The following is a 22,443-nucleotide window of genomic DNA, read 5'->3' on the forward strand; positions in this document are numbered from 1 at the left end:
CTCCTTAGGCGGGAACCAGCTCTTCGCCCTTCACCACGGGGAAGCCCGCCTCCTGCCAGGCCCTAATCCCCCCGGTGAGGTTCAGGGCGTTTTGGAAGCCGTGGGCGAGGAGGGCGGAGATGGCGGTGCTAGAGCGGTCCCCGCCCACGCAGTGGACGATGAGGGGCTTGTCCTTGGGAAGCTTGTCCAGGTGGGCCAGGATGCGGCCCGCATGGATGTTAAGGGCCCCCGGGATGTGCCCCGCCAGGTACTCGTCCCGTCCCCGCACGTCCAAGACCACCGCCTCCCCCCGCTCCCAAAGGGCCTTGGCCTCCTTGGCGGTCACCTGGGGCACGGTTTCCAGCTCGCCCTCGGCGTAGCCCTGGAGGGCCGGGATATACCCCACCACCTCGTCCAGCCCGATGCGGATGAGGGCCCGGGTGAGGGCCTCCACCTCGGAGGGGTGGGCGAGGAGGATGAGGGGCCGGTCGTAAGGGAGAAGCCAGCCCGCCCAGGTGGCGAAGTTCTTCCCGGCGGGGATGTTAATGGCCCCTTTGAGGTGCCCCCCGGCGAAGGCGAACTTGTCCCGGGTGTCCACCAGGATGGCCCCTTCCCCAAGCCAGCGGAGGAACTGGGCCTGGGTGAGGCGGCCCGGGTGGGGCACGCCGCCCAGGATGGGCATCCCATCCCGGTTCAGCCGCTTCATCTCCTTGAAGTAGGTGGGGGCCTCCGGTTGCCCCTGGAGGAGGGCCCTTACGAAGCCCTCCTCATCGCCTCGTTCCAGGTACTCCGCCCACCAGGCGTGGCGGCGCTCGTAGCCCACGGTGGTGGCGGGGAGGGCCCCTAAGGCCTTGCCGCACGCCGACCCTGCCCCGTGGCCGGGCCAGACCTGCACGTGGTCGGGGAGGGTGAGAAACTTCTCCTTAAGGCTTTGGTACATGCGCCGGGCCCCGGGTTCCGCCGTGCCCTTGAACCCGGCCGCTTCCTCCAAGAGGTCGGGCCGGCCCACATCCCCCACGAAGACGAAGTCCCCGGTGAGGAAGAGGAGGGGCTCGTCCGTCACCGCCCCGTCCGCCACCAGGAAGGAGAGGTGCTCGGGGGTGTGGCCGGGGGTATGCACCGCCTGGACCCGGATGTTGCCCACCTTGAACGTGTCCCCGTCCTTGAGGAGGACATGGGCGAAGCCCTCCAGGCCCCGGTACTTCCAGTTCTCGTCCCCCTCATCGGAGAGGTACAAGGTGGCCCCGGTGGCCTTGGCGAGCTCCCGGGCCCCGGAGAGGTAGTCGGCGTGGATGTGGGTTTCGGCGATGGCGGTGATGCGCAGGCCCAGGCTCTGGGCAAGCTCCAGATAGGTGTCCACGTCCCGCTTGGGGTCCACCACCAGGGCTTCCCCGGTGGCGGCACACCCGATGAGGTAGCTCATCTGGGCCAAACCTTCCTCGTAGATTTGCCGGAAGACCATGGGTTTACCTCCTTGCCGGGACCTTTGTCCCCATGTCCCGAAAATACCCTATGGGGGTAATAGGTGTCAAGCCCGAGCAACGTAAGCTCCCTCCCTATGAAGGTGGCCCATCATCTGCTATATTCGTCAAAGGACGTACCCCTACGGGGGTATCCAAACGAAGGAGGAAGCGATGCCATTGCTGGGACCAAAGGAACAAGAGATCGTGCGCGAGCGGCTTTCCAACCTTACCCGGGACGTGGAGATGGTGCTTTTCACCGACTCCTCTACCCTCATCGCCCCGGGCAAGGAGCCCTGCCTCTACTGCAAGGAAACCAAGCAGCTTCTGGAGGAGCTTTCCGCTCTTTCCGACAAGCTCCACCTGGTGGTCTACGACCTCGCCACCCCCGAGGGGCGGGAGAAGGCCGAGGCGTACAAGGTGGAGGCGGCCCCCACTTTGATCCTCCGGGAAAAGGGCTCGGAGGCCATCAACCTGCGCTACCGGGGTATCCCGGCGGGCTACGAGTTCGCAAGCCTCCTCGAGGACCTGGAGATGCTGGGGCGCGACGGGCACGGCCTTCCGGAGAACGTGGTCCAGGAGCTGAATAACCTTCCCGAGGAGGTGAAGCTCCAGGTCTTCGTCACCCCCACCTGCCCCTACTGCCCGCAGGCGGTGCGCACCGCCCACCGCATGGCCTACGCCTCCCCCAAGGTCTGGGGCGAGATGATTGAGGCCAACGAGTTCCCCGAGCTCTCGGGCCGCTACCACATCCACGGGGTGCCCGACACCATCATCAACGAGGGCAAGGAGCGGGTGCTCGGGGCCCAGCCCCTTTCCCAGTTCCTCCAGGCCATCCGCAAGGCCGTGGGGGTCCAGGCCTAAGATGACCCGCCGCGCCCTTCTTGCCCTTCTTCCCCTTCTCCTCTTCGCCTGCGGGCCCAAGGGGAGCTACCAGAACGTGGGCCCGGAGGAGCTTTACCGGGCCTTGGGCTCGGGGGCCTATGTGGTGGACGTGCGCACGCCCCAGGAGTTCGCCCAGGGGCACGTGCCCGGGGCCATCAACCTCCCCGTGGAGGAGGTGGTCCGCTGGGCGGACACCCTTCCCAAGGACAAGCCCGTCTACCTCTACTGCCGTAGCGGCAACCGGAGCCGCCAGGCGGCGGCGTACCTGAAGGGGAAGGGCTACACCAACCTCTACAACGTGGAGGGGGGCGTGTTGGCCATAGAGCGCGCCGGCTACCCCCTGGTCCGCTGATGGACGCCCTGCAGCTTGGCCCTTTCGCCATCCCCTGGGCCCGGGTCCAGGTGGCCCTGGCCCTCTTGGCGGGGGTGGTGGCGGCGGAGGTCCTGGCCCGCGGGGTGGACAAGCGGCTTGCCCCTTGGGCGTACAACGCCATCCTGGTAGGGCTTTTGGGGGCGCGGCTTGGGTTTGTCCTGGAGAACGTTTCGGTTTACGCCCGCGACCCCCTTTCCGTCCTCTACGTCTGGCAAGGGGGGTTTGACCCCCTTTGGGGTATCCTGGGTTCGGGAGGGTACACGCTCATGGTCTTGCCCAAGCACCTTTGGCGCTACGCCCTCGTGCCCGCCTTGGCGGCAGGCCTCGTGGTGGGCCTTTTCCTCACCCGGGGAGGGACAAGGCAGGAGGCCACGCTCCCTTCCCTTCCCCTCACCACCTTGGGGGGCACCCCGGTGAACCTCCAGGACTTTCGGGGAAAACCCCTGGTCCTGAACGCCTGGGCCACCTGGTGCCCCCCTTGCCGCCGCGAGCTTCCCATGATGATGCGCCTGGCCCAGGAAAACCCGGAGGTGCGCTTCGCCTTCGTGAGCCAAGGGGAGGGCCCGGCGGTGGTGCGCTCGTTTTTGGAGGAAGAGGGCCTGACGGCGGACTGGGTCTTGCTGGACCCGGAAACCCGGCTCTCCCAGGCCCTGGGGGTGCAGGGCCTACCCACCACCTTCTTCTTTGACCGGGAGGGGCGGCTCGTGGCCCGGCACCTGGGGGAGCTTTCCGAGGCGGTGCTTTTGGGTTACCTGCGGGTCCTGCGCTAGGCCCCGGCGGAGAGGAGCCGTTCCTTTCCCCCCACCACGGTCTTGAGGTGCACGGGCCGGCCCCAGAGGCGGTGCAGGTTCTCTAGCACCGCCTGCGTCTTTTTCAGGTCCAGCTCCACCCCTTCGTAGGCGTGGACCAAAAGGAGCTCGCCCCGGTTCTGGTAGTTGGCGTCCCATAGCTCCACGATGGGGTAGCCGGCGTTGGTGAGGCGGAAGAGGAGGGCCTTTTTGGCCTGGAGGAACCCTTCCAGGTCCTGGGGTTCCAAAAGGCCCTGGCGCAGGGCGAACTCGGGGGTGAGGAACTCTTCCAGGAAGGGGAGGTCGGTGTAGATGGTGCGCACCTGGAAGAGCTTCTTTCTCCCTTCCCCGGTGGGCCTCTCGTAGCGGAGCTTTTCCCCTAGGGGCAGGGCCTCGTACTCCGGGCCAAACCGCCCCTTGTCCCAGCGCTCCTCCACCTCCTGGAGGAGGTGGTAGCCCAGGCGGTAGGGGTTGAGCCCGTGGGGGGCGAGGAGGCCCGCCTGAAGCTCAGCGAACTCCAAGGCCTCCTCGGGGGTGAGGAGGGGGAGGAGGATCTGGGTGTGCCAGTAGGTGGCCCAGCCCTCGTTGAGGATTTTCGTGGCGGCCTGGGGGGCGTAGTAGAGGCTTTCTTCCCGGATGATTTCCAGGATGCTCTTCTGCCACGGGGCCAGGGGGGCGTGCTGGGCCAGGAAGCCCAGGATGTCCCGGGTGGGCCTTGAGGGGAGGGGCTTGGGGTTCGCGCCTTCCTCCGCCTCCTTGGGGAACCCGGGGGGCGGGTTGACGAAAGGGTCCAGGTAGGGGCGCACCCTAAGCCGCTCTTGGGGCTTTTCCTCCTCGGTCCCTTCCGGCCTTTGGATGTAGGGGGTGTGGGGGTCTATCAGGTTCTCCAGGGAGAGGGCCAGGTCCAAGAACTCCTCCACCGCCCTGGCCCCGTGCCGTTCCATGGCCCTTTCCACGTAGGCGGCGTGGTGGGCCATCTCGTCCAGCATGTCCTTGGGGATGGGCTTGAAGGCCAGGTTGTGGTGGAAGAAGTCGGCGTGGGCGTAGACGTGGGCCATGACCAGCTTCTGGGCGAGGAGGGTGTTTCCCTTCAGGAGGTAGGCCTGCACGGGATGGGTGTTCACCACGAGCTCGTAAATCCGCCCAAGGCCGTAGCGGTAGGTTTCCCGGTAGCGGAGGTACTCGCTCCCCCACCGCCAGTGAGGGTAGCGGCGGGGAAAGCCCCCGTAGGCGGCCAGCATGGCCATCTCCTCGGGGGTGACCTCCTCAAAGAGGACAGGAGGGAAGGAAAGCCCTAGGGCTTCCGCCCTTTCCCGGAGGCGCTCGGCCCAGTAGCGAAGCTCCTTCTCCACGCTACCCTCCCAATAGGCGCCTGAGGGCTTGGGGGAGGTCTTCCCGGCCCCGCACCTCGGCGGTGGCGAGGCCTTCCTGGCCCGCCAAGGCCTCCCGCACCTCCTCGAGGAAGCGGCCCTGGCCGTAGGGGCCCTCCACCTGGGCGTAGCCGTAGAGGGCGAGGGAGGGGAGGAGGCGCTTTAGGGCCTCGAGGGCGATGGGGGTATCCCCCTGCCAGTTCTCCCCGTCGGAGAAGTGGTAGAGGTAGCGGTTGTAGAAGGCCGGGGGGTAGGCCTTGAGGATCTCCTCCGCCAGGAGGAGGGCGCTGGAAAGCCGCGTGCCCCCGCCCTCCCGGGCGCGGAAGAACTCCTCCTCGGAAACCTCCCACGCCTCGGCATCGTGGAGGAGGTAGCGCCTTTCCAGGCGGGGGAAGTGGCGCTTGATCCAGAGGGTGATCCAGAAGGAGAGGGTCTTCACCAGCCTTAACTCCTCCTCCCGCATGCTCCCCGAGACGTCCAAGGCGAAGAGGACCACCGCCTGGGCGTGGGGCTTGGGTTGGTTCTTGGGGGCCTTGTAGCGGAGGTCCTCCTTCTCGGGCACCAGAAGGGGGTTTTCCGGGCGGTACTCCCCGGTGAGGAGGGCCCGCCGGAGGCTTTCCTTCAGGGTGCGGCGCACGTGGCGAAGCCCCCGTGGGCCCTTACGGGCGATGGTGGTGTAGCGGAAGGCCTCCTCCGTGACCTCCCCCTCTCCCTTGGGCAGGAGGCGGGGCAGGCGCAGGGCCTCCCCCATGAGGTCCAAAAACTCCTCCAGCTCCAGCTCGGCCACGGGGATGTGCCCCCCGGGCCCCAACGCCTCCTCCCCCGGGCCCCCAAGGCCCAGGCCTTCCCCTACGGGCTCGCCGTGGACGATCTTGGGCAACTCCAGCTGGGGCAGAGGGATGGAGACGAGCCGCCCCTCCACCTGGCCGAAGAGCTCCTCCCGGGTCAGGAACTCCCGGGCCCGCTTCTTCACCTCGCCCCGGACGATCTCCTTGAAGCGCTCCAGGTCGCGGGCGATGGGCAGGAAGCCTTCCCCAGGGGTCATCGTTCGCTCCGGGCGAAGAGGGAGGCGGCGAACTCGAGGACGCCTGCGGCGCAGTGCTCGCAGTAGCCGTGGTCGCGGATGAGCCTGGCCTTTACCACGTCAATCTTGGCCTGGGTCTCCGGGTCCACCACCCCGGAAACCAGGGCGGAGAGCCGGATGGTGTCCTTCTGGTCCTCAAAGAGCTTGAGCTCCAAGGCGCGGCGGAGGCGGTCGTTGTCCTTGTAGGTGAACTGCCGCCCTTCCAGGGCCAGGGCCCCGATGTAGTTCATGATCTCCCGGCGGAAATCGTCCTTGCGGGACTCGGGGATTTCAATCCTTTCCTCCACCGAGCGCATGAGCCTTTCGTTGGGGGGCTCGGGGGCCCCGGTGTAGGGGTTTTTCACCTTTTCCCCCAGCACGTAGGCCTTCACGTGGTCAATGTAGTTGTGGAAGAGGCGGTTTAGGGCCTCCTCGTCGGCGGCGATGGCCCGTTGCACCTCGTTTTTCACAATCTCGGCGTACTCCGCCTTGACCTCCTGCAGGAGGGCCTTGTAGCGTTCCTTGGTCTTCTCGTCGGAGATCAGGGAGTGGTGCTTGAGCCCCTCCTCTAGCTCGTTCATGACCATGAAGGGGTTGATGCAGGGTTCCTCGCTGGTGACGAGGACGTTGGAGATCTTGTCCTGGATGTAGCGGGGGCTAATCCCTTCCAGGCCTTCCCGCTTAGCCTCCTGCATCAGTTCCCGCACCGCCTCCTCCGTCCAGCCGGGAAGGAGCTTGCCGTCGTAGAGCTTAAGTTTCTGCATCAGGGTGAGCCCGGCCCGCCGCGGGGGTTCCAGCCGGGTCAGGACGGCCCAGGTGGCGGCCATCTCCAGGGTGTGGGGGGCGATGTGCTTGCCCCTTACCTTGGCGAAGTCCCGCTGGTAGATCTTCACCTCGTCGGAAACCCGCAGGATGTAGGGGATGTCAATCTTGATGGTCCGGTCCCGCAGGGCTTCCATGTACTCGTTGGCCTGAAGTTTCCTATATTCAGGCTCGTTTGTGTGCCCAAGGATAATCTCGTCTATGTCCGTCTGCGCGAACTTCTTGGACTTGATCTTGTGCTCTTGGCTAGCGGTGAGGAGGTCGTAGAGGAAAGCCACGTCCAGCTTCAGGATCTCAATGAACTCCACCAGGCCCCGGTTGGCGATGTTGAGCTCCCCGTCAAAGTTGAAGGCCCGGGGGTCGGAGTCCGAGCCGTAGATGGCCACCTTGCGGTAGTTGATGTCCCCGGTGAGCTCCGTGGCGTCCTGGTTCTTCTCGTCCTTGGGCTGGAAGGTGCCGATGCCCACGCGGTCCTTCTCCGAGAGGACGAGCCGCTTCACCACCACCTCGCGCTCCAAAACGGCGGCCAGGTCCCCTTGGTAGCGGGCCAGGGCTTCCCGCATCTGGAAGCGGCACACCGGGCAGAGGTCGCCCTCCACCTCGAGGGGGTATGGGTACTCGGGGTGAAGCGCCCTGAGCTCCTCCAAGAACTCCTGCCGGATGTCCGCGGGCAGGAGGTGGAGGGGCTCCTCGTGCATGGGGCAGGGGAGGGGGCCTTCGGGGGTCTTCCAGTAGAAGGTGAAAAGCCTGCCCTCCTCCGTGCGGCTGTAGGCCTCCAGGCCCTTCTTGAGAAGGCGGGCGATGGTGCTTTTGGCCGAGCCCACGGGGCCGTGGAGGAGGAGGATGCGGCGCTCGGGGCCCAGGCGGTGGGCCGCTGCCTTCAGGGTGGCCACCAGGCGCATGAGGGGCTTGTCCAGGCCGAAGATGGCGTCCTTGCCCCCTTCAAAGGGGTCATCAAAGAAGCGGTAGTGGAGAAGCTTTTCCCGGAAGAGGGTGTACTCCTCCACCCCGTGGGCCAGGATCATGTCGTGGACCCGCTGGAAGCTGGTCCTTAGAGGCCTCGGGTCCTCCTTGAGGAGGCGCAGGTAGTCGGCGAAGGAGCCTTCCCAGCTTAGGGCCCGGTAGGCCTCGAGGTCCTGGCGGCGGCGGATGCGCTCCAGCTCGTTCATGTGCGCCCTCCTTCATAGGGGCTTGGCGGGAGTTGTCATAGCTTGACCTCATTGTACCACGTTCCTGAGGGAAATTGTGGTGCGTGCCCTAGGCAAAAGCCCCGAAAGCCGGCAAAATGTTAGCTTGGTTCAAAGGCTGTCAGATTAGGCTTCCCGCCAAAGCTGGTAAAACCCCCGGGCGTTGTGGAGGAAGTGGGCCAGGATGCCGGGGAGGAGGCTTCCCGTGAGGAGGTAGCTAAGGCCGAAGAGGAGCCCGGCCGCCCCCGTGTACAGGGGGTAGGCGAAGGCCCGCTTGGGGGCGGGGTGGAGGAGGGCGAAGAGGAAGGCCTGGAGGAAAAGGCCTCCTGGTCCCAGCCAAGAGATCAGGAGGCTTTGGAGGAGGCCCCGAAAAAAAATCTCCTCGGCTGTCCCAGAAAGAAAGGCTAGCAGGAGAAGAGCAGGTGGACCTAGTCCTGCCTGCCGCAGGGCTGCGCCCAGTTCGCGGTGGAGTCTTTCTACCTCCAAAAAGGAGGCGGGGAAGCCCTTTTGGAAAAGTATTTCCAAATACCATAGCGAAAGTAGCAAAGCCACGGCTACCCATATGCCCTGTTCCGGTTGGGGTGTATTCAAGGGAAGTCCCAGTAAAAGCATGCCTGAAGTTCCGAGGAGAAGAAGCCCACCTTGTAGGGCAAACAGTAGCCCGAGGTTTCGCATGGACTAATCTTCCTTCAGCAGAGCACGCACGAAGCGTAGGCGGCTCATTGTCCCCCCAGACAAAAGGGCCCAAGGGCTCTCTCCACCAAAGAGGCGGTCGCGGATTTCGGTGACATGAAAACCCTTCTGTTTTAGCTTAAGGGCCTGTTCGCGGGTTTTTTCTAGAAACTCCAATTTTGCTGCTAAGGCCTGGAGTGGATTTGCCACATCCCCGGCATGGGCGCAGAAGAAGCGCCGTGGTTTAAGCTCCATCACCTTCCGCAGGCTTTGCATGAGGGCTTCTACATCAAAGCCGGGGGGAGCAACGTTGGCCCTCACCGAAAGAAAAAGATCGCCCCCAAAGACCAACCCTGCCTCTTCGTCGTATATGACCACATGGTCGGGCGAATGTCCTGGCGTGGGGAGGATGAAAAAAGAACCTACCCGCTCCGCAGCTTGGGCGCGTACGGGTTTCACCGTTCCCCATACCAGACGCCGGTATAGGGAGAGGGCAGGGGGATTTTGTAAAAGGTATGCTGCTTCTTTCCCGGTGAAAATAGGCAGGGAAAGGCGGGCTGCTCCCCCAGCATGGTCCTCATGGGTGTGGGTGATGAAAAGGGCTTCCGCACGACTTCTATAACGCAAGGTGCGAAGGGGGCCAGCGTCAATTTGGAATCCCTTGTATTGGTAAATATACACGCCAAAGTTTATCCACCAGGTAAGAGGTGTAACCAAAAAAAGACTTTCTACGCCATTGCCTAGGGGTTTCCAGTTCCGCATGTATTTAGTATAAAGTGAAAGACAAGTCTCATGGGCTTTGGCTAAACTTCCAGGATCTTCTTGGGGCGGAACGCTAAGGCGTCGGCGGAAACCAAGTGGAGAGGAATCCCCTGGTATGCCCAGGGAAGCTTGCTAGGGTCCGCCCCATGAAGGTGGCCGTAGACGATGGCGTCCGGCTTGGCTTGGGCGGCGAGCTCCAGAAGCGGCGTGGCCTCCCCCCCGGGACCAAAAGGGGGAAAGTGGAAGGCCACCACCAGGTGCCGGTAGGGTTTGCCCTCGAGGTCCTTGAGGGAGAGCCTAAGCCTTTCCACCTCCCGGGCGAAGATCCTCTCGTCCTCTGGGCTTGGAGGCGGGTACTGCCAGCCCCGGGTCCCGGCCACCGCCACCCCCTCCAGGACCAGGGCATCGTTTTGCAGGGCGTACATCCCTTCAGGCAAGACAGCCCTTAGGCGGCTGATGGAGGGCCACCAGTAGTCATGGTTGCCCTTGAGGAGCACCTTTTTGCCCGGCAGAGCGGCGAGGTCCAAGAGGTCGGGAATGGCCTCGCCGAGGCGCATGGCCCAGGAGATGTCCCCCGGGATGAGGACCAGATCCCCTTCCCCCACCACCTCCCGCCAGCCCCGGAAAAAGGCCTCCGGGTGCCCCTGCCAAGCGGGACCGAAGACGGTCATGGGCTTGGGGTGGACGCGGGAAAGGTGGGGGTCGGCGATGGCATAGACCCGCATGGGCCATAGCGTACCCTAAAGGGGTGGGGGAGTCGGAAGCCTTGGCCTATGCCCTCAGGCTCTTGGCCCGCCGGGGCCTGAGCCGGCGGCGCCTCCAAGAAAAGCTCCTCGCCCGCTTCCCCGAAGGGGAGGTGGAGGCGGCCTTGGCCCGGCTGGAGGAGTTAGGCTACCTGGATGACCGGGCCTTTGCGGAAACCTTCGTGGCCGCCCGGCGCAAGTTTGGCCCCGCCAAGCTCCGCCACCTGCTCCGGGCCCAGGGGGTGGCGGAGGAGGTGGTGGCGGAGGTGCTTGGGGGAATGGGGGAAGAAGAGGTCCTAGAGGCAGCCTTAAAGGCGCTTCGCCGCTACCCCCGCCGCCACGACCAGGCCAAGGCGGTGCGCTTCTTGCAAGGAAGGGGTTTCCCCCTTTCCGTGGCCCTCGAGGCCTACCGGCTTGTCAAGGAGGAGCAAAGGGGGTAAAAAGAGCCCATGCCTGAGGTCCATGTTGAGCGCTTTATCCTGGCTCCTCCTGAGAAGGTATACGCCTTAGCCAAGGATCTGGAGGGCTTAAAGCCTTTTCTGAAAGACGTACAAACCCTTCGCCTTCTTCACCAAGAGGCAAACCGGACCCGGACGGAGTGGGTAGGGGTGGCGATGGGCAAGAAGGTCCGTTGGATTGAGGAGGAGGAATGGGATGACGCCCATCTCCGCAACCGCTTTTGGTCACCCGAAGGTGATTTTGACCGCTATGAGGGGACATGGGAATTTATTCGTGAGGGCGAGGGTACCAGGGTTGTTTTGAACATAACCTACGAGTTAACCATCCCTATTTTTGGTCCCCTCTTGCGCCGATTGATTCACAAGCTGATGCAGGAAAATGCGCAGTCCGTACTCAAGGGTCTGGAGGATCGGGTTTTGGCCAGCTAGTTGCATAAGAGGGCGGTTTGCTCTAGCATGGTCCTGAAGCCGCCCATGTTTTTGCCGAACGGGGTGGCCCAAGAGCTTTCAGGAGGTCAAAGTGGAAACGTTGCGCGTCTCTTCCAAGTCCCGCCCCAACTCCGTGGCCGGCGCCATTGCGGCGCTTTTGCGCACCAAAGGCGAGGTGGAGGTGCAGGCCATCGGGCCCCAGGCGGTGAACCAGGCGGTGAAGGCCATCGCCATCGCCCGGGGGTACATCGCCCCCGATAACCTGGACCTGGTGGTCAAGCCCGCCTTCGTCAAGCTGGAGCTGGAGAACGAGGAGCGGACCGCCCTGAAGTTCAGCATCAAGGCCCATCCCCTGGAGTCTTGAGGGCCGCGAACCCTAGGGCCCTGGCCCTCGCCCTTCTCCTCGAGGTGGAGCGGGGGGGAGGGGCCCAGCAACTTCTGGACCGGGCCCTGGACCGGGTGGCCTGGCCGGAAAGGGACAAGGCCTACGTTACCCACCTGGTCTACGGGGCCCTTAGGCGCCTTCGGCTTTTGGACCACCTCCTCGCCCCCCACCTGCCGCATCCGGAGAAGCTCCCTCCCTTGGTGCGCTGGGCCTTGCGCCTTGGGGCGTTGGAGTGGCTCTTGGGCAAGCCCGACCACGCCCGGGTGAGCCCCTGGGTGGAGGCGGTGAAGGGGCGCTACCCCCGGCTCGCCGGGCTCGTGAACGCCGTCTTGCGCCGCTTGGCGCCCAGGGAGGCCCCGGAGTGCGTGCGCCTTTCCCTTCCCGACTGGCTTTGCGAGAGGTGGCGGGGCTTTTTCGGGAGCCTGGACTTCGCCCAAGGCTTCAACGAGCCCGCTCCCCTTTTCGTCACCGCCTTGCGCCAGGTGGAGGGGCTAAGGCCCGGGCCTATCCCCGATAGCTACGTCTGGGAGGGCACGAAGACCGATTTCTCCGCCCTTGGCCTCCAGCCGCAAAACCCCGCCTCGCTCTTCGCCGCCCAGCTCCTAGAGGCGCAAAGGGGGGAGAAGGTCTTGGACCTTTGCGGCGGGGCGGGGCTAAAGGCGTTTTATTGGGCAAGCCGCGGGGCGGAGGTGGTTTCCTACGACCTCAACCCCAAGCGGCAGGAGGCGGGCAAGCGCACGGCGGAGAAGCTCGGCCTAAAGGTGGCCTACCGCACCCAGGACCTCACCCTCCCTATCCCCGAGCGGGCGAAGAAGGTGCTTCTGGATGCCCCCTGCACCGGCACGGGCACCTTCCGCAGCCACCCCGAGCGCCGCTACCGCCTCGCCCCGGAGGACCCAGGCCGCATGGCCGAGCTTCAGCTAAAGCTTTTGGAAACTGCCGCCTCGGCCACGGAGGCGGGAGGGGTGCTGGTCTACGCCGTCTGCTCCTTGACGGAGGAGGAGGGGGAAGGGGTGGCGCGGGCGTTTCTGGCCAGGCACCCCGAGTTCCGCCTCGAGCCCTTTTCCTGCCCCTTGCCGGTGCTTCGGGAGGGCCTTGGGGTACACGTGGCCCCGGAGGGGGGCTTGGACGGGTTTTATTACCTGCGCCTGCGGAAGGTAGACTCTAGGGCATGAGGCTTGCCTTCTTGGGCCTGGGGAAGATGGGCCGGAGCATCCTGAAAGGGGCCCTGGAACGGGGGTTTTTGCGCCCCGAGGAGGTGGGGGTGGTGGGGCGCACCCCGGAGCGCACGGAGGAGTTGGCGCGCGCCTTTGGCATCAAACCCCTGAGCCTCAAGGACCTGGCGCAGGCGGAGCGGGTCCTCCTGGCGGTGCAGCCCAGGGACTTCCCCCACCTGGCCCCGGAGATCGCCTTCCCCCAGGTGGGGTATATCTCCATCATGGCGGGGGTGTCCACGGCGGTCCTCGCCCGTAGGCTGGACTCGAGGCGGGTGGTGCGGGCCATGCCCAACCTGGCGGCGGTGATCGGGGAAAGCTCCACCGCCCTCACGGCGTTGCGCGAGGCCCGGGAGGCGAAGGACCTAGACTTCGCCCGGGCCCTTTTTGCCACCGTGGGGGACGTGTACGAGATCCCGGAGCACCTCTTTGACCCCTTCACCGCCATGTCCGCTTCCGCCCCCGCCTACCTGGCGGTGGTGGCGGAGGCCTTGGCGGACGCCGGGGTGAAGATGGGGATGCCCAGGGCCCTGGCCCTGCGCCTGGCGGCGGAGGCCTTGGCGGCCACGGGGGAGCTCCTCAAGACCCGCCATCCCGCCCAGCTAAAGGACGAGGTGGCGAGCCCCGGGGGCACCACCATCCACGGCCTGCACGCCCTCGAGGCCCGCGCCCTCCGCGCCGCCTTCTTTGAGGCGGTGGAGGCGGCCACCCGGCGGGGGCACGAGCTCGGGGAGGCGGAGTAGGTGCGCCTCTTGGCCCTTCTCCCCCTTTTCCTCCTGGCCTTGGCCCAAGCCTTCCCCCCGGGGGGAGGCCGCTACGCCTACTCCGACGGCACGCTCCAAGAACTCCTCCCATACCCGGAGGGCTTCCGCCTGCGCTACCTGAGGGAGGGGCGGGTCTTCCGGGAAGACCGGCTCCGCCTTGCCCCCGAAGGGGTTTACCTCCTGGGGGTGGGCTTCCCCGAGGGGTACTTCCCCTTTGACCCCCCCCTCCTGCTCTACCCGGCCCGGCTTTCCCCCGGGGTGGCCTGGGGGGGAAACGCCCGCTTCCGGGGGCAGCGGGTGGCCCTTTCCGCCCGGGTGGAGGGCGTGGAGGGGGTGAAGGTCCAAGGGGGTGCCTTCAACGCCTACCGGGTGCGGGTGGCCTACACCACGGAAAAGGGGGGCACCGACCTCAAGGAGCTTTACCTGGTCCCGGGCCTGGGGGTGGTGGCCTACCGGGCGGGGGAGGCCTGGGTGGAGCTCCTCCGCTTCACCCCAGGTGCGCCCTGAGGTAGTAGCGGAGGATCTCCCGGTACATGCGCATCCGGTGGAGAAACCCCGGGAGAAGGCCCCGCTTCTCCTCCTTCATCACCTGGCTCACCCCCGGCAAGGGCAGGTAGCGCACCCGCCAGCCCCGGGCCTTGGCGTGGCGGGTGAGGAGGAGTTCTAGGTCGTAGCGGGCCCTTTCCAGGCCCGGCACCTCCCGGAGGGCTGGGGTGGCCAGGGCCCGCTGCCCCGAGAGGAAGGGGGTGAGGCGCATGGCCAGGTCCGTGGAAAGCCGCCCCCCCTGGAAGACCCCCACGGCCATCTCCGCCTCTCCCCTGCGCACGGGGTCCAGAAGGGCGTGGAGGTGTTCGGGCTTGAGCCCGAGGAGGTCGGCGTCCAGGAGGATCACGTGGGGGGTCATTACCCGCTTAAGCCCCTCGGCGATGGCCCCGCCCTTGCCCCGGTTCTCGGGGAGGCGCACCACCTCCGCCCCCGCCTCCTCGGCCCTTTGGGCCGTGCCGTCCTTAGAGCCATCGTCCGCCACCACCACGGGAAAGCCCGCTTCCTGGGCCACCCGCACCACCTGGGCGATGGTGGCCTCCTCGTTATAGGCGGGGATGAGGACCGTGGCCGCCATCAGCCCCCCAGAAGCCGCCTCAGGTCCTGGAAGGTGACCAAGAGAACGAGGAGGATGAGGAAGAGGAAGCCCAGGTAGTGGACCACCGCCTCCTGTTCGGGGCGGATGCGGAAGAGGCGGCCGAGGAAGAGGAGGAGGATCCGCCCCCCGTCCAGGGCGGGGATGGGGAGGAGGTTGAAGAGGGCCAGGGAGAGGTTGATGGCCGCCATGAGTTCCACCAGGCGGAAAAGCCCCTCCTGGGCCGCCCGTCCCGTTTCCGCCACGATGCCCACCGGCCCCATGACCCCGCTATTGGGGTTGCCCGAAAGCACCCCGAAAAGCCCCCCCACCAGGGCCCGCACCATCTCCGGGCCGAAGGCCAGGGTGCGGCTTGCCGCCAGGAGAAGCCCCTCCCCAAAGCCCACCCGGCGGTAGGCCACCTCCGGCTGGTAGACGAGCCCAAGCCGCTCCATCCCCGGCTCCCAGGTGAGGGAGAGTTGGACCTCTTCCCCGTGGCGGAGCACGGTGAGGGTGTGGGGGCCTGGCGTCTTAACCTTCTCAATGTCCTGGGGCTTTTGGAAGGGGATGCCGTCCACGGCGAGGAGGACGTCTTGGGGCTTTAGCCCCGCCCTTTCCGCCAGACTCCCCGGCACCACCTCCAGGACCACCGCCCGGCCCGTGGCCTCGGGCACCCCTTGGGCGCTAAAGAGGTAGCCGAGAAGCCCCCAGGCCAAGAGCACGTTCATCGCCACCCCGGCCACCAGGACGAGGAGTTTCCCGAGGAAGGGGAGGGCGTCGTAGCCTCGGCCTCGCTCCTCGGGGAGGAGGCCTTCAATGTCGGCGTAGCCGCCCAAGGGGATGGCGGAAAGCCGCCACTCGGTGCCGAAGGCTTGCCGCCTCAGGAGGATGGGCCCGAAGCCCACGCTGAAGGCCTTGACCCGCACCCCCTGGAGCTTGGCCGCCAGGTAGTGCCCAAGCTCGTGCACGAAGACGCTCACGCCGATGATGAGGAGAAACCAAAGAAGGCTCATGCCCACCTCTTGGCCTCTTCCCGGGCCCAAGCGTCCACGGCGAAGAGGTTCTCCCATGTTAGGGGAAGGGAGGGGGTGGCTTCCAGGACCCGGGCGAGGATCTCCGGGATGCGGGTGAAGGGGATGCGGCCCGCCAAGAAGGCCTCCACCGCCACTTCGTCGGCGGCGGAAACCGCCACCTGGGCGACCCCGCCCCGCTTGCCCGCCTCGTAGGCCACCTTCAGGGCGGGGAAGCGGTTCAGGTCAGGCTCCAAGAACTCCAGGACCCCGGGGAGGGGGAGGTCCTTTAAGGGGGTTTCCGCCCGCTCGGGGTAGGTGAGGGCGTACTGGATGAAAAGCCGCATGTCCGTGGGGCCCAGGGCCGCTTTGAGGTTCCCGTCCACGAAGCGCACCAAGCCGTGGACGTAGGCCTGGGGGTGGACGAGGACCTTGATCTTCTCCAGGGGAAAGCGGAAGAGCTCCTTGGCCTCGAGGACCTCGAGGCCCTTGTTAAAGAGGGTGGCGGAGTCCACGGTGACCTTGGGCCCCATCCGCCAGCGGGGGTGGTTCAGGGCCATCTCCGGGGTCACCTGGGAGAGATCCTCGGGGGCCCTTAGGAAAGGCCCCCCGCTTGCGGTGAGGATGAGTTCGGCCACATCCTCCCGCCTTTCCCCGAGGAGGGCTTGGAAAAGGACCGAGTGCTCGGAATCCACGGGGAGGATCTCCGCCCGAGCGGCCTCCACCTCCTGCCAAAGGAGGGGGCCCGCCGCCACCATGGCCTCCTTGTTGGCGAGGGCGATGCGCTTGCCCGTTTGGGCCGCCACCCGGGTGGGGGCAAGACCCGCCAGGCCCGGGATGGCCGCCACCGCCACCTCCGCCTCCAGGGCGGCCACCTCCTCGGGGGTGGCGAGCTTTAGGCCGGGGAAGTGCGCCCTAAGCTCGGGGTGGAGGCTTTCGTCCGCCGCCACCAGGAGGGGCTTCCACTCGGCGATCTGTTGGGAGAGCGTTTCCAGGTTTTTCCCGGCGGCGAGGCCCACCACCCTATAGCCCCGCCAGCGGCAGACCTCCAGGGCCTGCCGCCCGATGGAGCCCGTGGAACCCAGGATGACTACCCGTTTCATGTGAAGAGCACCACCAGAAAGTAGGTGAGGGGGAAGGTGAAAAGGAGGCTATCTATGCGGTCCAAAAGCCCCCCGTGCCCCGGCAGGAAGCGCCCGGAGTCCTTCACCCCGGCGAAGCGCTTGAGCATGGACTCCGCCAGGTCGCCGAGTTGCGCCGCCAGGGAGAGGAGGAGGCTAAAGAGCCAAAGCTCCAAAAGGCCGAAGGGGAAGACCTCCCGCACCCATCCGGTGTAGGCCACCAGGGCCAGAAAGCTCACCAATATGCCCCCTAGGGAGCCCTCGAGGGTCTTCCCGGGGCTGATCTCGGGGGCGAGCTTCCGGCGGCCAAAGGCCCGGCCTGCGAAGTAGGCCCCGATGTCCGTGGCGAAGCTGGCCACGATGGGCAGGCTTAGGGTCCAAAGCCCCAGCGTGCCGTCGGGGGTTTCCCGCAGGAGGAGGACGTAGCCCAGGCTCCAAGGCAGGTAGAGGAAGGCGAAGAGGGTAAAGGCGAAGCGGGGGATGTCCGCCCCCTTGAGGAGCTCGTAGCTGAAGCTCGCCATGAGGAAAAGCCCCAGGGCTACCTCCCGCCAGGGCACCTGGGGGAAGTGCCAGTAGAGGGTGGGCAGGGAAAAGAGGTAGACCCCCACGCCCCCCACGAGGAGAAGGGGGAGGTTGAGGCGGATGCCCCGCCGGGCCAGCATCTCCTTGAGCTCCAGCGCCCCCAAAAGGAGGACCAGGACCAGGGTGGGCAGGATCAGGACCACCCCGGCCCAGAGGACGAAAAGGAGGAGCGCCGCCCCCACCAGGGCGGAAACCACCCGGGTGGGAAGGTCCTCCCGTCCCGTCATCCCCCACCCCCGGCAAGGGAGGGCGGTTCCGCCGCCTTTAGCGCCCGCACGCCGCCCCTTGCCCTGGGCCTAGCCCAGGATCTCCTGCTCCTTCTTTTCCAAAAGCTCGTCCGCCTTGGCGATGAACTCGTCCGTGATCTTCTGGATCTCCGCCTCGGCCCGCTTGGTGTCGTCCTCGGAGAGGTGGAGGTCCTTGGCCAGCTTCTTGAGCTTCTCCAGGGCCTCCCGGCGGATGTTGCGGATGGCTATCCGGCCCTCCTCGGCGTAGTGGCGGGCCGCCTTGACCAGCTCCTTGCGCCTTTCCTCCGTGAGGGGAGGGATGTTGATGTAGAGGGCATCCCCCTTGTTGGCGGGGTTCAGGCCCAGGTCGGAGTCGCGGATGGCCTTCTCAATGGCCTTTAGGGCGTTCTGGTCCCAGGACTGGACCACCAGGGTCCGGGCATCTGGGGCGCTGACGGTGGCGATCTGGTTGAGGGGAACGTGGGTGCCGTAGTACTCCACCTTGAGGTGGAGGAGCAGGGCGGGGTTGGCCCGCCCCGAGCGCAGGCCCGCCAGGTTGTGCTCCAGGGCCTCGAGGCTCTTTTGCATGTGGCTTCGGGTTTCTGCGTACAGCTCCTTCAGGGTCATGGCGCCTCCTTTCTAGGCGTGGATGAGGGTGCCCACCTTTTCCCCTTGGATAATACCCACCAGGGCGCCTGGCTTGAAGATGTCAAAAACCACGATGGGAAGCCCCGCCTCCATGCACAGGGTGATGGCGGTGGTGTCCATCACCTGGAGGCCGCGGTTTAGGACCTCTAGGTAGGTGAGCTCGTCAAAGCGCACGGCGTTCGGGTTCTTGCGGGGGTCATCGGAGTAGACCCCGTCCACCTTGTTTTTGGCCATGAGGACCACCTCGGCCCCCACCTCCAAGGCCCTTAGGGCGGCAGCGGTGTCGGTGGAGAAGAAGGGGTTCCCCGTGCCGCCCCCGAAGATGACGATGCGCTCTTTCTCCAGGTGCCTTAGGGCGCGGCGGCGGATATAGGGCTCCGCCACCTGGGTGATGGTGAGGGCGGTCTGGACCCGGGTGGGGATGCCCAAGGCCTCCAGGGCGTCCTGGAGGGCCAAGGCGTTCATGATGGTGGCCAGCATGCCGATGTAGTCGGCGGTGGCCCGGTCCATCCCCACCCCCTGGCGCGCCCCGCGCCAGAGGTTTCCCGCCCCAATCACGATGGCGAGCTGCACCCCGGTTTCGTAGGCGGCCTTGATCTCCCGGGCTAAGGCCTTGGTGGCCTCGGGTTCTATACCGAAGCCGTTGGAGGTTAAGAACTCGCCGGAAAGCTTGAGGAGGACGCGCTTGTACTTCATGGCTTTAGGAAAAACCGGGGCCCTTCTAGGCGGGGCCCCGGTTTGGCCGCATGGCTTACGCCCCCAGTTCCAGGCGGCAGAAGCGCCGCACCACGATGTTCTCCCCGGTCTTGGCGATGGCCTCTTGGATGAGCTCCTTCACCTTGACCTTTTCGTCCTTGACGAAGGGCTGCTCCAGGAGGACCACTTCCTCCAGGTACTTTTTCAGGCGGCCTTCGGCGATCTTCTCGGCGATCTGCTGGGGCTTGCCCTCGTTCAGGGCGGCTTGGATGTAGATCTGCCGCTCCTTCTCCAGCTCCTCGGCGGGGATCTCCGCGGCGGAGATGTAGCGGGGGTTCATCATGGCGATGTGCATGGCCAAATCCTTGGCCAAGGCCTGGAAGAGCTCGTTGCGGGCCACGAAGTCGGTTTCGCAGTTGAGCTCCACCAACACCCCCACCCGCTGGTTGTGGTGGATGTAGTGGCCGATGATCCCCTCGCGGGCCTCCCGTTCCGCCTTCTTGGCGGCCTTCATAGCCCCCCGTTCCCGGAGGAGCTGCACCGCCTTTTCCTCGTTCCAGCCGGCGTCCTCGAGGGCCTTCTTCACGTCCATCATCCCGGCCCCCGTGGCCTCGCGTAGCTTCTTGATGAGTTCCATCTGGCTCATGCTTCCACCTCGTCCTCGCCGCCGAAGTCCTCGGTGGCCATCTGGGCCTGGCGCTCCGCCTCCTCCACCAGGGCGTAGGAGGGGGAGGGCTCCACCACCCCGCCCCGGGCCTCAATGATCAGGTCCGCCGCCCGGGAGAGGATGAGCTGGATGGAGCGGATGGCGTCGTCGTTGCCGGGGATGATGTAGTCCACCAGGTCGGGGTCGGAGTCCGTGTCCGCTAGGGCGATGACGGGGATGAAGAGCTTCCTGGCCTCCCGCACGGCGATGGCTTCCTTGGTGGGGTCCACCACGAAGATGGCGTCGGGCAGGCGCTTGAGCCGGCGGAAGCCCGAGAGGTACTTCTGGAGGCGTTCCAGTTCGTGCTTGAGGCGCACCTGCTCCTTCTTGGGGCGGTCCTGAATGGCCTCGGAGGCGAAGAGGGCTTCCAGCTCTTCCAGGCGGTTCACCCGCTGGGCGATGGTCCTGAAGTTGGTGAGCATCCCGCCCAGCCAGCGCTGGTTCACGTAGGGCATCCCCGCCCGGTCCGCCTCCATGCGCACGATGTCCTGGGCCTGCTTCTTGGTGCCCACGAAGAGCACCGTGCCGCCCCGCATGGCCAGGTCCTCGAGGAAGCGGAAGGTGCGCTCCAGCTCCACCATGGTCTTTTGCAGGTCAATGATGTGGATGCCGTTGCGCTCCGCATAGATGTAGCGGGCGAACTTGGGGTTCCAACGCTTGCGCTCGTGGCCGAAGTGCACCCCGGCTTCCAAGAGTTCCTTCACGCTGATGTTTACAGGCATATTCCTCCCGTTCGGGGAAGGTTGGGCTTGGCGTTTCCCGTGCGCCGGCCTCGTTCCCGCAGGACCTTCCCCTGCCTGGCGGGCTGGTCCGGCACACCTCTCCGATTATAGGGGGCCTTTCCCCTTTGCGTAAGCCCCCCCTTTGGGCTATACTCCCTAGGGCGCGGGGCGGTAGCTCAGAGGGAGAGCACCCGCCTTGCAAGCGGGAGGTCAGGGGTTCAAATCCCCTCCGCTCCACCAAGTCCAGGACGCAAAGCTTCACCCCCCGGTAGCGTGGCCGGGGGGTGCTTTGGTTGGGCAGAAGACCCTATGTGCCAGGTGGTGCGAAACACCGATTTGCTTTGTAAGCAGGCTTCTCTAGAGCCTTCTTTGTCCGAAGGCGGTAGGATCTTAGGGGGACGGATTGGGAACCCGGGAGGCACTATAACTCCCCGTAAAAAGAGACGCCCAGGTCCCAACCCCCGCCTTCATGTTAGCATAAATCTAAGTTACCACCTATCCCCGGATTGGAAACCATAGCGGCGGATATGCTTTCGTGCACCAAAACGGCCTCCTGCACTCTAGACGATGCCCCCAAGCCAAGACGCCTCCATCCGCCACCTCACCCTGGCCGCCATGGAACGGGGAGGCAAGCAGAACCAAGCCCTGGGCCTCGCCCGAGACCTGACCACCGGGGCTTCATCCCCAGGGAGCGGATCCCCTTCCACGGCCTGAAGCTCTACCTCCTGGTGGACCACGGGAAGTCCATCCACGAGGTGAACCTGACCCCGGAAAGCCTTCATGACTTAACCCTTTCCCCTGGACCTTCCCGAGGGGGTTGGGCTCTACCTGGACCGGGGGTACGAGCGCCGTCTCCATGAGGACCCCTGCAGGGAAGTTCCAGGGGATAATTCCCATGGGGATCCGAAGGGGGAAGAGTGGGTGCGATGTGCCTACCTGGCCATGGTGGGGCGGCGGGTGGTGGAAGCGGTGGGGAGCGCCCTCCACGCCTCCTTTCCCAGGCGGATTCGTGCCCTGACCCAGGAGGGCTTCGTCATGGCGGTGTGCTCCTTTGTCCTGGCTCACAATCTTGGCCTCATGGTGCAGGAAATGCTTGGGTGAGCATTACCGACACCTGGGCCAAGGGAGGGACTCCAAAGCATTGCTTCGGGGCACCTGTGCAGGTTTTTTCGTGGCCCCATAGGGGGTATACGTGCTGTGGTCTCAATCTAAGCAGGCCCCCACCCTGGCGATCCTGAGCTTCCATCACTTAGTCCTGTAGGGGCTTGACCAAGGGAAAACTAAAGAGGGGGTTGGGTAAGGTATGCGAATGCCCCCCTCCTTTAGACCACCACCTGGGCCCCCACGGTCTTCCGGCCCCTCAGAAAACCCGCGCGCACCAACCTGGCCCTCTTCCTCTCCGCTCCCCACCTCGCCCAAGGAAGCCTATTCCCCCTTTCCTTGCCCGAACCGAGTTAGGGGTCCAGGCCCTGGGGTATGTCCCCCTCTTCCTCCTGGACCGGGGCTTTGACCGGGTTTCCCTGATGCGGCGGCTCCAGGAGTGGGGCATGGGTTTCCTCATCCGGCCCCTGCGCCACCGGGAGGTGGAGACGGGGGAGGGGGAGCGCTACCCGGAGGTGCCTAGAGCCGAGGGCAAGCGGATTCGTCCCTTTGGGCACGACGGGAGGGGGGTGGAGGTGGGGCTCTTCCTGGCCCAGGGGAAGCGGGAGCCCGGGTATCCGGCCTTTTGGGCGCCTGAGGGATGGGAGCCTGGGGGGTACCGGTTGCGGATGGGGATAGAGGAGGCTTTTCGGGACCTGAAGGGGCGGGGTTTTGGGTTGGACCGGCACGGGCTGAGGACGGAGGGGAGCCTTAGGGGATGGCTTTGGCTTTTGTTTCTGGGGATGGTGGTTTTGGTCCTTTTGGGGGCTGCTTTGCGGGGCAGAGGGTGGTGGCGCATCCTGAGGGGCAGAGCCTTTTTCGCTTGGCTCGCCTCCTTCTGGCGGAGGCTCCTCCTTCCCTGCGGGGCGTGGCGGTGCGGGTGCTTGGGGGTCTTTACCCGGCAATGGGTGCAGGGGTGGGGAAAGTGATGAGAGCTCAGGGGAGCAACCCCTTGACAGAGAAGGGGCTTCTTGTTAACGTAGAGCTTGCGCCGGTGGAACCGGCGGGGGATCTTGAAAGCGCGGGAACAGGCGTAAGCCAAATGCATCCAACGCCCTAGTGGCGTTTTTTTGTGGAGAGTTTGATCCTGGCTCAGGGTGAACGCTGGCGGCGTGCCTAA

26 protein-coding genes, 1 tRNA gene and 1 pseudogene are annotated in these 22,443 nt (G+C 65.6%); 13 read left to right on the forward strand and 15 right to left on the reverse strand.

The window, feature by feature from the left end:
• Positions 1-4: 4 nt before the first annotated feature.
• Positions 5-1,441, reverse strand: a complete 1,437-nt coding sequence (locus L0C60_RS11150; protein ID WP_234505888.1) for an MBL fold metallo-hydrolase — start codon at positions 1,439-1,441, stop codon at positions 5-7.
• Between the two features lie 172 nt (positions 1,442-1,613).
• Here L0C60_RS11150 and pdo point away from each other — a divergent pair, with 172 nt between their 5' ends.
• Genes pdo through L0C60_RS11165 form a run of 3 tightly spaced genes read left to right on the forward strand, consistent with a single transcriptional unit; the run spans position 1,614 to position 3,467 of the window.
• A complete protein-coding gene (pdo, locus tag L0C60_RS11155; protein ID WP_234505891.1) occupies positions 1,614-2,303 on the forward strand; it encodes a protein disulfide oxidoreductase in 690 nt (229 codons plus the stop codon).
• A 1-nt stretch (position 2,304) separates the two neighbouring features.
• Positions 2,305-2,676 (forward strand): rhodanese-like domain-containing protein, encoded by a 372-nt coding sequence (locus L0C60_RS11160; RefSeq protein ID WP_234505894.1) that lies wholly within the window; start codon positions 2,305-2,307, stop codon positions 2,674-2,676.
• Positions 2,676-3,467, forward strand: a complete 792-nt coding sequence (locus L0C60_RS11165; protein ID WP_234505899.1) for a TlpA disulfide reductase family protein — start codon at positions 2,676-2,678, stop codon at positions 3,465-3,467. Before L0C60_RS11160 ends, L0C60_RS11165 begins: the two co-directional genes overlap by 1 nt.
• Here L0C60_RS11165 and L0C60_RS11170 read toward each other — a convergent pair.
• The 6 genes from L0C60_RS11170 to L0C60_RS11195 form a co-directional block, all read right to left on the reverse strand.
• Entirely contained in the window at positions 3,464-4,837 is a 1,374-nt protein-coding gene (locus L0C60_RS11170; protein ID WP_234505902.1) for a SpoVR family protein, read from the reverse strand. The two genes, L0C60_RS11165 and L0C60_RS11170, sit on opposite strands and share 4 nt — an antisense overlap.
• 1 nt (position 4,838) lies before the next feature.
• The gene (locus L0C60_RS11175) at positions 4,839-5,900 is read right to left on the reverse strand and encodes a DUF444 family protein (protein ID WP_234505905.1); all 1,062 of its coding nucleotides are present in this window, start codon (positions 5,898-5,900) and stop codon (positions 4,839-4,841) included.
• Complete coding sequence (locus L0C60_RS11180) at positions 5,897-7,909, reverse strand: PrkA family serine protein kinase (protein WP_234505908.1); 2,013 nt, start codon at positions 7,907-7,909, stop codon at positions 5,897-5,899. Before L0C60_RS11180 ends, L0C60_RS11175 begins: the two co-directional genes overlap by 4 nt.
• 144 nt (positions 7,910-8,053) lie before the next feature.
• Positions 8,054-8,602, reverse strand: coding sequence for a CPBP family intramembrane glutamic endopeptidase (locus L0C60_RS11185; protein WP_234505909.1), 549 nt, complete (start codon positions 8,600-8,602; stop codon positions 8,054-8,056).
• A gap of 3 nt (positions 8,603-8,605) precedes the next feature.
• Complete coding sequence (locus L0C60_RS11190) at positions 8,606-9,361, reverse strand: MBL fold metallo-hydrolase (protein WP_234505911.1); 756 nt, start codon at positions 9,359-9,361, stop codon at positions 8,606-8,608.
• 41 nt (positions 9,362-9,402) lie between these two features.
• Positions 9,403-10,086, reverse strand: a complete 684-nt coding sequence (locus tag L0C60_RS11195; protein WP_234505914.1) for a metallophosphoesterase — start codon at positions 10,084-10,086, stop codon at positions 9,403-9,405.
• A gap of 23 nt (positions 10,087-10,109) precedes the next feature.
• On the opposite strand from L0C60_RS11195, the gene L0C60_RS11200 reads away from it, so the two are divergent.
• From L0C60_RS11200 to L0C60_RS11225, 6 genes are all read left to right on the forward strand, one after another.
• Complete coding sequence (locus tag L0C60_RS11200) at positions 10,110-10,544, forward strand: regulatory protein RecX (protein ID WP_234505917.1); 435 nt, start codon at positions 10,110-10,112, stop codon at positions 10,542-10,544.
• A 9-nt stretch (positions 10,545-10,553) separates the two neighbouring features.
• Positions 10,554-10,991 carry a type II toxin-antitoxin system RatA family toxin gene (locus L0C60_RS11205; RefSeq protein WP_234505919.1) on the forward strand — a complete coding sequence of 146 codons (438 nt, stop codon included), beginning with the start codon at positions 10,554-10,556 and terminating at the stop codon, positions 10,989-10,991.
• 91 nt (positions 10,992-11,082) lie between these two features.
• Positions 11,083-11,355, forward strand: a complete 273-nt coding sequence (locus tag L0C60_RS11210; protein ID WP_003044778.1) for a stage V sporulation protein S — start codon at positions 11,083-11,085, stop codon at positions 11,353-11,355.
• Complete coding sequence (locus L0C60_RS11215) at positions 11,352-12,551, forward strand: RsmB/NOP family class I SAM-dependent RNA methyltransferase (protein ID WP_234505922.1); 1,200 nt, start codon at positions 11,352-11,354, stop codon at positions 12,549-12,551. The genes L0C60_RS11210 and L0C60_RS11215 overlap by 4 nt, the downstream gene beginning before the upstream one ends.
• Positions 12,548-13,333: a pyrroline-5-carboxylate reductase gene (gene proC / locus L0C60_RS11220; RefSeq protein WP_234505925.1), complete on the forward strand. Its 786-nt coding sequence runs from the start codon at positions 12,548-12,550 to the stop codon at positions 13,331-13,333. Before L0C60_RS11215 ends, proC begins: the two co-directional genes overlap by 4 nt.
• The gene (locus L0C60_RS11225; protein ID WP_234505928.1) at positions 13,334-13,861 is read left to right on the forward strand and encodes a hypothetical protein; all 528 of its coding nucleotides are present in this window, start codon (positions 13,334-13,336) and stop codon (positions 13,859-13,861) included. It abuts the gene before it with no gap.
• Here the strand turns inward: L0C60_RS11225 and L0C60_RS11230 are convergent.
• The 8 genes from L0C60_RS11230 to rpsB all read right to left on the reverse strand — a co-directional run bounded on the left by L0C60_RS11230 (position 13,842) and on the right by rpsB (position 20,183).
• Entirely contained in the window at positions 13,842-14,474 is a 633-nt protein-coding gene (locus L0C60_RS11230; RefSeq protein WP_234505929.1) for a glycosyltransferase family 2 protein, read from the reverse strand. The two genes, L0C60_RS11225 and L0C60_RS11230, sit on opposite strands and share 20 nt — an antisense overlap.
• Positions 14,474-15,484, reverse strand: a complete 1,011-nt coding sequence (locus L0C60_RS11235; RefSeq protein WP_234505932.1) for a M50 family metallopeptidase — start codon at positions 15,482-15,484, stop codon at positions 14,474-14,476. The genes L0C60_RS11230 and L0C60_RS11235 overlap by 1 nt, the downstream gene beginning before the upstream one ends.
• On the reverse strand, positions 15,481-16,584 hold the full coding sequence (gene dxr / locus L0C60_RS11240) for a 1-deoxy-D-xylulose-5-phosphate reductoisomerase (protein ID WP_243092776.1): 1,104 nt from the start codon (positions 16,582-16,584) through the stop codon (positions 15,481-15,483). The genes L0C60_RS11235 and dxr overlap by 4 nt, the downstream gene beginning before the upstream one ends.
• Entirely contained in the window at positions 16,581-17,411 is an 831-nt protein-coding gene (locus L0C60_RS11245) for a phosphatidate cytidylyltransferase (RefSeq protein ID WP_234505937.1), read from the reverse strand. The genes dxr and L0C60_RS11245 overlap by 4 nt, the downstream gene beginning before the upstream one ends.
• Before the next feature lie 69 nt (positions 17,412-17,480).
• Complete coding sequence (frr, locus tag L0C60_RS11250) at positions 17,481-18,038, reverse strand: ribosome recycling factor (protein ID WP_234505940.1); 558 nt, start codon at positions 18,036-18,038, stop codon at positions 17,481-17,483.
• A 12-nt stretch (positions 18,039-18,050) separates the two neighbouring features.
• Entirely contained in the window at positions 18,051-18,755 is a 705-nt protein-coding gene (pyrH, locus tag L0C60_RS11255; RefSeq protein ID WP_071676420.1) for a UMP kinase, read from the reverse strand.
• A 55-nt stretch (positions 18,756-18,810) separates the two neighbouring features.
• Entirely contained in the window at positions 18,811-19,401 is a 591-nt protein-coding gene (gene tsf / locus L0C60_RS11260; protein WP_234505943.1) for a translation elongation factor Ts, read from the reverse strand.
• Positions 19,398-20,183 carry a 30S ribosomal protein S2 gene (gene rpsB, locus L0C60_RS11265; RefSeq protein ID WP_234505946.1) on the reverse strand — a complete coding sequence of 262 codons (786 nt, stop codon included), beginning with the start codon at positions 20,181-20,183 and terminating at the stop codon, positions 19,398-19,400. Before rpsB ends, tsf begins: the two co-directional genes overlap by 4 nt.
• 165 nt (positions 20,184-20,348) lie before the next feature.
• Between rpsB and L0C60_RS11270 the strand changes: the two genes are divergently transcribed.
• The 4 genes and pseudogenes from L0C60_RS11270 to L0C60_RS11285 all read left to right on the forward strand — a co-directional run bounded on the left by L0C60_RS11270 (position 20,349) and on the right by L0C60_RS11285 (position 22,252).
• A tRNA-Ala gene (locus tag L0C60_RS11270) sits at positions 20,349-20,423 on the forward strand.
• Positions 20,424-20,750: 327 nt separating this feature from the next.
• On the forward strand, positions 20,751-20,897 hold the full coding sequence (locus L0C60_RS11275) for a hypothetical protein (RefSeq protein WP_243092777.1): 147 nt from the start codon (positions 20,751-20,753) through the stop codon (positions 20,895-20,897).
• Positions 20,825-21,284, forward strand: a pseudogene (locus tag L0C60_RS12975) (transposase); the annotation flags it as partial. The gene L0C60_RS11275 and the pseudogene L0C60_RS12975, both read left to right, overlap by 73 nt.
• Before the next feature lie 191 nt (positions 21,285-21,475).
• The gene (locus L0C60_RS11285; RefSeq protein WP_423247975.1) at positions 21,476-22,252 is read left to right on the forward strand and encodes a transposase; all 777 of its coding nucleotides are present in this window, start codon (positions 21,476-21,478) and stop codon (positions 22,250-22,252) included.
• Positions 22,253-22,443 lie beyond the last annotated feature (191 nt).

This window comes from Thermus hydrothermalis, assembly GCF_022760925.1.
In the GTDB taxonomy this organism is placed as follows: domain Bacteria; phylum Deinococcota; class Deinococci; order Deinococcales; family Thermaceae; genus Thermus; species Thermus hydrothermalis.

Coding starts and splice junctions, on each gene's coding strand:
- L0C60_RS11150 (WP_234505888.1), bottom strand. CDS start 1,441: ATGGTCTTCCGGCAAATCTACGAGGAAGGTTTGGCCCAGATGAGCTAC.
- pdo (WP_234505891.1), top strand. CDS start 1,614: ATGCCATTGCTGGGACCAAAGGAACAAGAGATCGTGCGCGAGCGGCTT.
- L0C60_RS11160 (WP_234505894.1), top strand. CDS start 2,305: ATGACCCGCCGCGCCCTTCTTGCCCTTCTTCCCCTTCTCCTCTTCGCC.
- L0C60_RS11165 (WP_234505899.1), top strand. CDS start 2,676: ATGGACGCCCTGCAGCTTGGCCCTTTCGCCATCCCCTGGGCCCGGGTC.
- L0C60_RS11175 (WP_234505905.1), bottom strand. CDS start 5,900: ATGACCCCTGGGGAAGGCTTCCTGCCCATCGCCCGCGACCTGGAGCGC.
- L0C60_RS11180 (WP_234505908.1), bottom strand. CDS start 7,909: ATGAACGAGCTGGAGCGCATCCGCCGCCGCCAGGACCTCGAGGCCTAC.
- L0C60_RS11185 (WP_234505909.1), bottom strand. CDS start 8,602: ATGCGAAACCTCGGGCTACTGTTTGCCCTACAAGGTGGGCTTCTTCTC.
- L0C60_RS11190 (WP_234505911.1), bottom strand. CDS start 9,361: ATGCGGAACTGGAAACCCCTAGGCAATGGCGTAGAAAGTCTTTTTTTG.
- L0C60_RS11195 (WP_234505914.1), bottom strand. CDS start 10,086: ATGCGGGTCTATGCCATCGCCGACCCCCACCTTTCCCGCGTCCACCCC.
- L0C60_RS11205 (WP_234505919.1), top strand. CDS start 10,554: ATGCCTGAGGTCCATGTTGAGCGCTTTATCCTGGCTCCTCCTGAGAAG.
- proC (WP_234505925.1), top strand. CDS start 12,548: ATGAGGCTTGCCTTCTTGGGCCTGGGGAAGATGGGCCGGAGCATCCTG.
- L0C60_RS11230 (WP_234505929.1), bottom strand. CDS start 14,474: ATGGCGGCCACGGTCCTCATCCCCGCCTATAACGAGGAGGCCACCATC.
- L0C60_RS11235 (WP_234505932.1), bottom strand. CDS start 15,484: ATGAGCCTTCTTTGGTTTCTCCTCATCATCGGCGTGAGCGTCTTCGTG.
- dxr (WP_243092776.1), bottom strand. CDS start 16,584: ATGAAACGGGTAGTCATCCTGGGTTCCACGGGCTCCATCGGGCGGCAG.
- L0C60_RS11245 (WP_234505937.1), bottom strand. CDS start 17,411: ATGACGGGACGGGAGGACCTTCCCACCCGGGTGGTTTCCGCCCTGGTG.
- frr (WP_234505940.1), bottom strand. CDS start 18,038: ATGACCCTGAAGGAGCTGTACGCAGAAACCCGAAGCCACATGCAAAAG.
- pyrH (WP_071676420.1), bottom strand. CDS start 18,755: ATGAAGTACAAGCGCGTCCTCCTCAAGCTTTCCGGCGAGTTCTTAACC.
- tsf (WP_234505943.1), bottom strand. CDS start 19,401: ATGAGCCAGATGGAACTCATCAAGAAGCTACGCGAGGCCACGGGGGCC.
- rpsB (WP_234505946.1), bottom strand. CDS start 20,183: ATGCCTGTAAACATCAGCGTGAAGGAACTCTTGGAAGCCGGGGTGCAC.
- L0C60_RS11275 (WP_243092777.1), top strand. CDS start 20,751: ATGCCCCCAAGCCAAGACGCCTCCATCCGCCACCTCACCCTGGCCGCC.